The sequence below is a fragment of the Gemmatimonadota bacterium genome, from assembly GCA_021295815.1.
GTDB lineage: Bacteria > Gemmatimonadota > Gemmatimonadetes > Longimicrobiales > Gaopeijiaceae > JAGWBQ01.
On the sequence record JAGWBQ010000003.1, the window covers coordinates 101,483 to 111,273 of the forward strand.

Genomic DNA, 9,791 nt, shown 5'->3' on the forward strand with positions numbered 1-9,791 from the left:
GGGCAGTTACGGCCGCCTCCGAAACCGGGCGGCGAAAGCTCCGTCCACGCCCGTCTGATCGGGTCTGACGAGCAGGTGACTTTCAGCCGCCTGCCGCGCCGCCTCATGCGCAGGAGGCTCGAGCCTGAAGTCAGGGTGCTTCGTGAGAAATGCCGCCACTTGGAGCTCGTTTTCCTCCGGTTCGAGTGTGCAGGTCGAATACACCAGTAGTCCGCCCAGGGTTACCGCACGAGCGGCAGCGGCGAGGAAATCGGCCTGGAAAGCGGCCATCCTGGCAGGTGCGTCCGGTCTCAACCGCCAGCGCAGGTCGGGGTTGCGGGCGAACGTGGCGGTGCCGGTGCATGGAGCGTCGAGCAGAACCGCAGGGGACCGGTTCAGGGGCGGACGACGGGCGTCGGCGACCGCGCAGCGGACCTCCAGCCCGAGACGACGGGCGCCTGCGGCCACGAGCTGCAGACGGGAGGGAGATCGGTCGAGCGCGACGACCCGGCCGCCGCCGGCCGCCAGAACCAGGGCCTTACCGCCTGGCGCGGCGCAGAGATCGACAATGCGCCCGTCCGCCGGCAGGTCGGCGTAACGAACCGCCGAGTGCGCCCCCGGTCCCTGGATGACGGCATCGCCCACCGCTTCGAGAGCCGCGTCGGGCGCGACTCCGGCTGGTAACGGTACACAGCCGAAGAGAGTCGGATCGGGGTGGCGCGCCTGCTCGGGTTCGGGTCGACTTCGGGGCGTCCCCGCAATTCCGTCGCGAGGCGGCACCAGCCCCGCCAACCGGTTCCCGGCCCTCTCCAGGTCGCCATCCAGCGGGACCAGGCAGGTCGGAGGCGGACGGTTGGCCACCGTCACCAGATCCCGAGCGGTCTCGGCGCCCCACCTGGCGCACCAGCGCGCCACCAACCAGCGAGGATGCGAACCGCTCGTGGAGAGGTGGCCTACCGGATCGTCCTGCCAGCTCGGGAAGAGCTCCTCCGGGTTCGGAATCCTCAGAACCGAGCGCAACACGCCGTTCACGAACCGGGTGGCTCCCGCGGTCGTTCTCTTCCGGGCCAAGGCCACCGCTACCGAAACTGCGGCATACTCCGGCACCGAATTCAGGTGGAGCGCCTGATACAGACCGGTGCGCAGGATCTCTCTCACCGGCGGATCGAGCTCCGCGACCGGGCGCTTCGAGCGCGCCGCTATGAGGTGATCGAGCCGGCCGCGAGCCCGTGTGGTTCCCCAGGCTATCTGGCGGGCGAGGCGACGATCCCTGAGTTCGAGCCCTTCGACGACCTCGTCGAAGGCCCGGTCGAGACGACGACCGCGCTCGACCTGGAGTCTTGTGTCGAGGGCCGCATCGCGTGCCGGAAATGGCGACCGGATGCTCAGTCGACCATGCCTTCCATAGGGGAGGAGGGCGCGGCGATCTCGCGTGCGGGCATCCGGCCGGCGAGGAAGGCGGCTCGACCGGCGCGCACGCCGTCGGCCATGGCCCGGGCCATCAGCGCCGGGTCCCGCGCCTCGGCCAGCGCGGTGTTCATCAGCACTCCGTCCACACCCTGCTCCATCGTCACACATGCGTCCGAGGCGGTGCCGACCCCGGCGTCCACGATCACCGGGACCTCGAGTCGCCGCTTGATCTCTCTGATGAAATAGGGATTGACCAACCCGAGTCCACTGCCGATGGGGCTCGCCAGCGGCATGACGGCGGCGCAGCCCGAATCTTCCAGACGCAGCGCGGTCACGAGGTCGTCGCTGGTATAGGCCATGACCTTGAACCCTTCCGCAACGAGGATCTTCGCGGCTTCGAGGGTTCCGTAGACATCCGGAACCAGGGTGCGTTCGTCGCCGATGACCTCGAGCTTGATGAAGTCGTTGAAGCCGGCGGCGCGAGCCAGACGCGCATAGCGGACGGCGTCTTCGGCCGTGTAGCAGCCCGCCGTGTTGGCGAGCAGGAAGAACTCGTCGGGGTCGAGGACGCTCAGGATGCCCTCGTCTTCCCCGGTCAGATCCACGCGTCTGACCGCGACTGTGACCATCGAGGCCCCGCTGGCTCGGATCGCCTCCAGCATGATCTCGTTGGTGGAGTACTTGCCGGTGCCGACGATCAGCCGCGAGGCCAGGCGTTCACCGCCTATTTCGAGGAGGTCGCCGGAGTCGGGCCGGCCTCCGGACACCGTGGGTTCTTTTCCCGTATGCATCGAATGCCTATCCGAGGTTGTCAGGTTGCGGGACAGGGTCGCATGTTCAGCCACCGCCCACGAAGTGCACGACCTCGAGCACGTCTCCCTCCCGGACCTTCGTTTCGGCGAAGCGTTCCCGCCTCAGGATTTCGCGGTTGAGTTCGATCACGACGGCGGCAGGATGGACGCCGAGCTCCGCGAGCAGACTGGTCACGGTATGTTCAGAGGCGATGCGCAGATCCTCGCCGTTTGCGCGAATGGCGATTTTCTCTCGAGTCTCGATCAAGGCAAGGCCCTCAGGTAGTCTTCCGCGGCATGAACGGGATCGGTGCGCCCCCAGACGCCGCTCACAACCGCGATTCCGTAGGCCCCGGCGCGAAAGGCGTCCGCTGCGGTCTTTGGAGTGATACCCCCGATCGCGATCACAGGTACCGATTTGGCGGCTTCGGCCGTGCGGGAGATAGCCGCAAGTCCGGCGCCGGGGCGTCCCGGGTGGCTGCGGGTCTTGAAAAGGTTGCCGGCGAAGACGTAATCTACCGCAGCGGGCGGATCCGGGTCGCGGTCCTTCCTTCCGCCGGGATCGGGAGTCGCGATCGATTCGGTGGTCGCGAGCCGGATCGAGACACCGACGGCCAGGCCGTTCGGGGCTGAACCTCGGACGGCTTGCGAAGACCTCGGGACCGCACGGGTCGGGCCCACGCCAGCGATCAGCTCACGGGCGGCGACGGCGGTGAAGGAACGGGCGCCGAGGTGAACGCCGTCCACCGGCAGGCTGAGAGCGATGTCGAGGCGATCATTCACGATCAGCCGACCCTTCCTCGTCGGATGGCCGGGCCGCGGCTCGGCCGACAGCGCTTCGGCCAGCTCGAAGACCGTCCTGCCGTTCGTGCGCGGTCCCCGGACGTGAAGCGCAATGGGCAGCCGGAGCATCCGTTCCGCCTGGATGGAGAAGTCCGGTCTGGCGAGGATGTCGTCGTCGGTGACGACGTGAAGGCGCGGTAGCGCCGTTCGAATGCGGCGGGAGGTCGGTCCGCAGGCAGCCATGCTCAGTTGAAGCGCTCGCCGCAGGCGACCCCTCTTCCGGCTATCCATGACTTTGCGCTCATCCGCTTCTTCCCAGGTGGTTGGACCTCTCCCACCCCGAGAACGCCGTGGCCGCAGGCGACCGCCAGCCCGTCGCGCACGTCGGCGCAAACGACCGTGCCCGGCGGATGGCCGAACGAATCGGCGTCGCGGCAACCCGGCGGCGGCGCGTCCTCTTCGGGACGGAAGAGCTTCACCGGTTTCCCCGAGAGCAGGCTCCAGGCGCCCGGTTTCCGGTCCATCGCGCGCAACTGGCACGCGACCTCCGAGGCGGATCGACTCCAGTCCACTCGGGCGATCTGCCGAGTGATCTTCGGCGCGAAGGTGGCCGAGCTGTGATCCTGAGGCCGCTCCTGCGCACGTCCGGCTTCCAACGCGGCCACCGCCTTCACCACGGTCGCGGCTCCCAGTTCGGCGAGCCGTACCGCCAGTTCGCTTGCCGTCACTGCGGCCTCGATGGTTAGCGTAGCCGTCCGTATCACCGGACCGGCGTCCATCTCTTCCACCATGCGCATCACCGAGACCCCGGAGGTCTCGTAACCGCGAGCGATCGCCCAGGCGATGGGGGCGGCTCCTCTGAGCTCGGGAAGCAGCGAGGCGTGGAGGTTGATCGACCCCAGGGACGGAAGGTCGAGCAGCGAGGTCGGAATCAGCCGCCCGTAGGCGACCACGACCGACAGGTCGGGCCGAGCAGCCCCCAGGGCTTCGGCGAAACCGGGCTCCTTGGGCGAATCGGGCTGCAGGACCGGCGTTCCCATGTCGAGCGCACGCTCCTTTACCGCCGACGGCCGGAGGAGCCTGCCCCTACCGAAGGGGCGGTCGGGCCGGGTCACGGCCGCGACGATATCGTGCCCGGCTTCCGCCAGAGCCCGCAGGGAAGCGACCGCGAAGTCCGGTGTGCCCCAGAAGGCTATTCTCACTCACGCCCCTCGCCCGACTTGCGCCACTTGGCAAGGAGCATCCTGCGCTTGAGCGGACTCAGGCGGTCGAGGAAGAGAACGCCGTCGAGATGGTCGATCTCGTGCTGGAGGGCCCGAGCGAAGATGCCCCGCGCGCTCAGGGCGAGCGGCTCGCCGCGGACATCGCGCCCTTCCACCGTGACTTCGGCGGGGCGTTCCACGGCCTCCTCCACTCCCGGGATGCTCAGGCACCCCTCCGTTTTTCGGCTCCGTTCCCGACTCGCCTCCACTATGTGCGGGTTGACGATGGCCAGGTGCCCTTGCGCGCCTTCCTCCCGCACGTCGACCACGCACACCCGCCTGCTCACCCCGACCTGCGGTGCGGCCAGACCTATGCCTTCGGCTTCGTACATGGTCTCGTAAAGATCGGTGACCAGCTCCTGCAGCTCCTCATCGAATTCGGTGACCTCCTCGGCCGGGCGGCGGAGCACGGGGTCCCCCAGGAGAACGATTCGACGGAGGGCCATCCTACTTAACGTCGAGAACCGCGGCGACCCGGGCCTGATCTACGGTGATGCGAGTGGAGTCGCCGGTCCTCACCGTCAGCCTGCCGTCGTCGATGTGGACCACGCTGCCGATGATGCCGCCGTTCGTCACGATCTCGTCACCCGGCTTGAGGGCTTCGATCGACTGGCGTCGCGCCTTCTCCCGCTTCTGATTGGGTCGGATCAGGAGGAAGTAGAAGATGGCCAGGAAGGCGGTCACCTGGAGAAGGAGGCGCAGCAATCCGGAGGTGCCTTCGCCAGGAGCGGCCGGAAGTGGGAGCGGAGTCGTCAGGACGGGGAGGTTCATGGCAGTTCCGGATTCGGGGTTCGGTTCGAGGATTGAAGTGCAGGTCGGGATCGGGCAGGTGCTGCGCGGAAGCGTCGGAGCCATTCGCGTGACCAGGATCCAAACTCGCGGCGTCGAATGCGACGGCGGGCCTCTGCGGTAAGACTAGCGAGAAAGCGCAGGTTGTGGACCGAGAGCAGGCGAACAGCCAGCCACTCTCCGGCAACCACAAGATGTCGAAGGTAGGCTCGGTCGTAAATCGCGCAGGTGGCGCAGCCGCAGCTCGGATCGACGGGCAGTCGGTCATCCTTGAAACGAGCCGCTTTCAAGTTGATCTGGCCCTCCTCGCTCGTCCAGACCGTGCCGTGACGAGCGTTCCGCGTAGGAGCCACGCAGTCGAAGAGGTCGCACCCTCGGGCGATGGCCTCGAGGAGGTCGTCGGGATAGCCGACACCCATGAGGTAACGCGGTCGGTCAGCGGGCAGAGCTTCGTCGACCGCTTCGAGCGCGGACCGCATGGCCTCCTTCGACTCGCCGACGCTGAGGCCGCCGATGCCGAAGCCGGGGAAGTCGCCGGTATCGAGGACTCGCCGGGCGTGTGCTCGACGGAGTTCGGGAAAGACACCGCCCTGGAGCACCGGGAAAAGGGCCTGCGGAGACGCGTCGGTCTCCGGTTCGCGAGCATGGAAGTGCCGAGCCGCCCGTTCGAGCCAGGCCAGTGTGCGCCGAGCGGCGTCCCGGGCTGCGGCAGGGTCGGATCCGGCGGGCGGGCACTCGTCGAGCGCCATGGTGATGTCCGAACCGAGAGCCCTCTGGATATCGACGACCGATTCGGGAGTGAAGAGATGGCGGCTGCCGTCGATGTGGCTGCCGAAAACGACGCCTTCGTCGGAGATCCGGCGAATGGCCGAAAGCGAGAAGACCTGGTAGCCGCCGGAGTCGGTCAGGATCGGTCCATCCCAGCGCATGAAGCTGTGGAGCCCCCCGAGCTGTCGCACCCGCTCGTGGCCGGGACGGAGGAAGAGGTGATAGGCGTTGGCCAGCACCATGCGGGCGCCGGTATCGCGCACCTCGTCCATCGAGAGCCCCTTGACCGTTCCCTGGGTGCCCACAGGCATGAAGTGCGGTGTGGGAAGTTCGCCGCGCAGAGTGGTCAGGACGCCGCTCCGCGCCCTTCCCACGGATTTTTCGACGCTGAACGAGACGGCCGCGCTCAAGGTACGATCACCATGGCGTCGCCGTACGAGTAGAACCTGTAACGCTTCGCGACCGCTTCTCGGTAGGCAGCTAGGATCCGACGGCGACCGGCGAAAGCCGAAACCAGCATGAGCAGGGACGAGCGCGGCAGATGGAAGTTGGTGATGAGGCGGTCGACCACCCGGAATCGGTAACCGGGTCTGATGAAGAGGTCGGTCGAACCGGAGACGGTCCGCAAGTGTCCGTTCGCGGCGGCTGCGGCTTCCAGCGAGCGGACGCTCGTCGTCCCCACGGCCCATATCTTGCCGCCGGCGGCTCGCGTCTCGTTCACGGCGTCGGCGGTGCTCTCGGGCACCGAGAAGTTCTCGGCGTGGAGTTCGTACTCGTCGATACGTTCCGTTTCCACGGGCCTGAAGGTCCCCGGGCCGACATGGAGCGTGACCGGTGCGATCTTCGCCCCGCGACCACGGAGGTCGTCCAGCAGCTCGGGAGTGAAGTGAAGCCCGGCGGTAGGGGCGGCCACCGAACCCGGGGTGCGGGCGTAGACGGTCTGGTAACGGTCCCGGTCGATAGGCTCGGACTCGCGCCCCAGATAGGGCGGCAGCGGCACACGACCGTAGCGGTCGATCGCGGCGGGGACCGCAAGATCAGTGTGGAGTTCGACGATGCGGAGGCCGTCGGAGAGCGAATCGAGGATCTCCACCCTAAGCGCCCCGGTCGGCCCGACCTCGACGCTGCGACCCGGCTTGAGCTTGCCGCCGGGACGGACAAGTGCCTCCCAACGGCGATCCGTGTCCGGGAGCGGTCGCAGCAGAAGGACCTCGCAGGCTGCGCCGGTGGGCTTCCGGCCGAGAAGGCGGGCGGGAAACACCTTGCTCTCGTTGACGACCAGAAGGTCGCCGGGCCCTACGAGCCGGGCGATCCGCCTGAACCGGGCATGGCGTGGAGCTCCGCGGTCGCCGGTCAGCACGAGCATGCGGCTCTCGTCGCGGCGGTGGGCCGGATAGCGAGCGATCAGCTCGTCGGGAAGGTCGTAGTCGAAGTCCTCCGGGCTGTCGGCCGGCGTCACGAGAAGATCGTGCGCTGCGACCCGCCGGGCGGGCCGTCCCGACCTTGGCCTCCGTCTTCGGGAAAATCCAGATCCAAGTGCCTGAAGGCGCGCACGGTCGCCACTCGCCCCTGCGCGGTACGCTTCATGAACCCTCTCTGGATAAGGAAAGGCTCGTACACCTCCTCAAGCGTGCGGGAATCCTCGCTCATGGCTACCGCGAGCGATGCGAGCCCTACCGGGCCCCCGTCGAATCTCTCGATGAGGGTGCGCAGAAGCTGGGTGTCGGTCTCGTCGAGGCCGTGCTCGTCCACCTCCAGCAGGTCCATGGCGCCGCGGGCCGCTCCGCCGTCGATCACTCCGGTGCCGCGAACCTCGGCGTAGTCGCGCACCCGCCGCAAGAGCCGGTTGGCGACTCGGGGAGTTCCCCGCGACCGGCGCGCGATCGCAAGAATTCCCTCGTCGTCCGCCTTGATCCCGAGGATGCTCGCGCTGCGGGCGGCTATCTCCGCCAAGTCCTCCATCGGGTAGAAGTTGAGCCGTTGAGCGATGCCGAACCGGGCGCGCATGGGTGCCGTCAGCAGACCGAAGCGGGTGGTGGCGCCCACCAGGGTGAAGCGTTCGACCGCCATCGTCATCATCTGTGCCTTGGGGCCGTCCGACATTCGGAGCTCGACCTTCCAATCCTCCATCGCAGGATAGAGGAACTCCTCCGTGTCCGGGCGCAGGCGGTGTATCTCGTCGATGAAGAGAATGTCGCCGGCGCGCAGGTTGGTGAGCAGGCCCACGAGATCGGCCGGCCGTTCGAGCGCCGGTCCCGAGGTCGTCCTGATGTTGACCCCCATCTCGCTTGCTAGGAGCGAGGCCAAGGTCGTTTTGCCCAGACCGGCGGGGCCGTGGAAAAGGATGTGATCGAGCGGATCGCCTCGCTGATGGGCCGCCTGGATCGCGATGGAGAGCGACTCGCGCACGCGTTTCTGCCCCACGAACTGGGAGAGGCGAGTCGGGCGGAGCGACTGCTCGGTCTTGCGGTCGTCGGGGAGCTCGCGCGGCGTGGTGACCTGGATGCGACTCGTCATCGATCTTCGGTGGCGGCGGGACCGGCGAGAGCTCGCCTGATGAGCTCCTCCGCGCTCACTTCGTCCTCGGAGCCGTCGACGCTCTCCGCCAGAACCGCGCGTACCCGGCGATCCGCCTCCTGGGCCGCCATGCCGAGGCCGACGAGAGCCGCGACAGCCTGGCCCACGGACCCGTCGCCAGGGGTGCGCTCCGCCTCTGGAGCCACCGCCGCAAGGGCCTTGACCTTGTTCTTCAGGGAGACCGAAATCTTCTCGGCGGTTCTGCGACCGATCCCTGGGACCTGAGCGAGAACGGCGTAGTCGGCCTCGACCAGAGCGCGAGCGAGGCGGTCGGGCGTCAGGGTCGACATCATCGCGAGCGCGAGTCGTGCCCCGACTCCCTGGGCCGAGAGCAGGAGCGTGAAGAGGAGTCGTTCGGAGCTGCTGCCGAAGCCGTAGATGGCCGCCGAGTTCTCGGTGAACACCTGGTGGGTGAGGAGTTCGAGCTCGGAACCTTCCCGACCTCGGAGTCCGACCAAGACGGGCGCGGGCACGTTCACCTCGTAGGTGACGCCGCCGTCGGTCTCGATCTCGACCATGCCCTCCGCATGGGAGGCCACCGTTCCACGTAGCCGGGAAATCACCTCGGGCTCATTCGGGACCGAGCGGGACGAGCGTCTGCACGTCGCCGGGCGTGTGCGGTACGGTCACGGAAGGTCGCCGATGGTTGCGTGGCATATGGCCGCGGCCACGCCGTCCGCCGCGTCGGCGGGAGTGGGCGGCTCGGCGAGCCTGAGATGCTTCATGACCATGAACGAAACCTGATCCTTGGTAGCGTTTCCGGAGCCGGCCACCGCACTCTTTATCTGACGGGGTGCGTACTCGGCCACGGGAACCCCGTGAAGCGAGCCGGCGAGGAGTATTACCCCTCTGGCGTGCCCAAGGGTCAGAGCGGACCGAACGTTTTTGCCCTGGAAGACATCTTCCACCGCCATCGCGTGTGGACGATGGCTCTCGACAAGCTCGAGGACCGAGGCGAATATCTCGTGGACACGGGTTGCCAGGGGAGCGCGGGCGGAGGTGCGAATGGCACCGCAAGCCACCAGGCGGAGCGTTCCCGAAAGCTCGCGGCCGACCACGCCGAAGCCGGTTACGGCGGTACCCGGATCGATGCCGAGTATGACGCGTTCGACAGGGTCGGACGGCGATGCGGAGGAGCGGGGGCTCACCGGGCGAATCTAACAGCCTTCAACTTTCGCCGCCGAGGAACGATCCCCCGTACCGTGTCCCTGTCGAGCGCTTGAGCTCGCTCCCGCCCGTATATTGCCACGAATAGTACGGTCTGTCGGGCTCTACCCGGTGTCCAAGAGCGTCGTGGAATAAGTCTAATGGAACGGTCGCCGGTCCGGAACGCATGGCGGGTGGCGCTCGCGTCGTCGGCTGCGACTCAGAAGACGAAGTCGAGTCTGAGTCTGAGGCCTTGGCGAGCGGGAGCGGTGGGGGATTCGTTGCG

11 protein-coding genes are annotated in these 9,791 nt (G+C 67.5%); all 11 read right to left on the reverse strand.

Annotated elements, in window-relative coordinates; genetic code table 11:
* Nucleotides 1-6 precede the first annotated feature (6 nt).
* The 11 genes from J4G12_02035 to ruvC all read right to left on the reverse strand — a co-directional run bounded on the left by J4G12_02035 (nucleotide 7) and on the right by ruvC (nucleotide 9,507).
* Nucleotides 7-1,557 (reverse strand): hypothetical protein, encoded by a 1,551-nt coding sequence (locus tag J4G12_02035; GenBank protein MCE2454582.1) that lies wholly within the window; start codon nucleotides 1,555-1,557, stop codon nucleotides 7-9.
* 669 nt (nucleotides 1,558-2,226) lie between these two features.
* Nucleotides 2,227-2,427, reverse strand: coding sequence for a sulfur carrier protein ThiS (gene thiS, locus J4G12_02040; GenBank protein MCE2454583.1), 201 nt, complete (start codon nucleotides 2,425-2,427; stop codon nucleotides 2,227-2,229).
* Nucleotides 2,428-2,444: 17 nt separating this feature from the next.
* A complete protein-coding gene (locus tag J4G12_02045) occupies nucleotides 2,445-3,254 on the reverse strand; it encodes a thiamine phosphate synthase (GenBank protein MCE2454584.1) in 810 nt (269 codons plus the stop codon).
* Nucleotides 3,209-4,165 (reverse strand): methionyl-tRNA formyltransferase, encoded by a 957-nt coding sequence (gene fmt, locus J4G12_02050; GenBank protein ID MCE2454585.1) that lies wholly within the window; start codon nucleotides 4,163-4,165, stop codon nucleotides 3,209-3,211. Before fmt ends, J4G12_02045 begins: the two co-directional genes overlap by 46 nt.
* On the reverse strand, nucleotides 4,162-4,671 hold the full coding sequence (gene def, locus J4G12_02055; protein ID MCE2454586.1) for a peptide deformylase: 510 nt from the start codon (nucleotides 4,669-4,671) through the stop codon (nucleotides 4,162-4,164). The genes fmt and def overlap by 4 nt, the downstream gene beginning before the upstream one ends.
* A gap of 1 nt (nucleotide 4,672) precedes the next feature.
* Nucleotides 4,673-4,996: a preprotein translocase subunit YajC gene (gene yajC / locus J4G12_02060; protein ID MCE2454587.1), complete on the reverse strand. Its 324-nt coding sequence runs from the start codon at nucleotides 4,994-4,996 to the stop codon at nucleotides 4,673-4,675.
* Nucleotides 4,993-6,192: a tRNA guanosine(34) transglycosylase Tgt gene (tgt, locus tag J4G12_02065; protein MCE2454588.1), complete on the reverse strand. Its 1,200-nt coding sequence runs from the start codon at nucleotides 6,190-6,192 to the stop codon at nucleotides 4,993-4,995. Before tgt ends, yajC begins: the two co-directional genes overlap by 4 nt.
* Nucleotides 6,189-7,241 (reverse strand): tRNA preQ1(34) S-adenosylmethionine ribosyltransferase-isomerase QueA, encoded by a 1,053-nt coding sequence (gene queA / locus J4G12_02070; GenBank protein ID MCE2454589.1) that lies wholly within the window; start codon nucleotides 7,239-7,241, stop codon nucleotides 6,189-6,191. Before queA ends, tgt begins: the two co-directional genes overlap by 4 nt.
* On the reverse strand, nucleotides 7,238-8,299 hold the full coding sequence (gene ruvB, locus J4G12_02075) for a Holliday junction branch migration DNA helicase RuvB (protein MCE2454590.1): 1,062 nt from the start codon (nucleotides 8,297-8,299) through the stop codon (nucleotides 7,238-7,240). The genes queA and ruvB overlap by 4 nt, the downstream gene beginning before the upstream one ends.
* Nucleotides 8,296-8,922 carry a Holliday junction branch migration protein RuvA gene (locus tag J4G12_02080; protein ID MCE2454591.1) on the reverse strand — a complete coding sequence of 209 codons (627 nt, stop codon included), beginning with the start codon at nucleotides 8,920-8,922 and terminating at the stop codon, nucleotides 8,296-8,298. Before J4G12_02080 ends, ruvB begins: the two co-directional genes overlap by 4 nt.
* 63 nt (nucleotides 8,923-8,985) lie before the next feature.
* Complete coding sequence (gene ruvC, locus J4G12_02085; protein ID MCE2454592.1) at nucleotides 8,986-9,507, reverse strand: crossover junction endodeoxyribonuclease RuvC; 522 nt, start codon at nucleotides 9,505-9,507, stop codon at nucleotides 8,986-8,988.
* Nucleotides 9,508-9,791 lie beyond the last annotated feature (284 nt).

Excerpts from the sequence above, each read along its gene's own strand:
- ruvB (MCE2454590.1), bottom strand. The coding sequence starts at position 8,299 with ATGACGAGTCGCATCCAGGTCACCACGCCGCGCGAGCTCCCCGACGAC.
- J4G12_02045 (MCE2454584.1), bottom strand. The coding sequence starts at position 3,254 with ATGGATAGCCGGAAGAGGGGTCGCCTGCGGCGAGCGCTTCAACTGAGC.
- J4G12_02035 (MCE2454582.1), bottom strand. The coding sequence starts at position 1,557 with ATGTGTGACGATGGAGCAGGGTGTGGACGGAGTGCTGATGAACACCGC.
- yajC (MCE2454587.1), bottom strand. The coding sequence starts at position 4,996 with ATGAACCTCCCCGTCCTGACGACTCCGCTCCCACTTCCGGCCGCTCCT.
- def (MCE2454586.1), bottom strand. The coding sequence starts at position 4,671 with ATGGCCCTCCGTCGAATCGTTCTCCTGGGGGACCCCGTGCTCCGCCGC.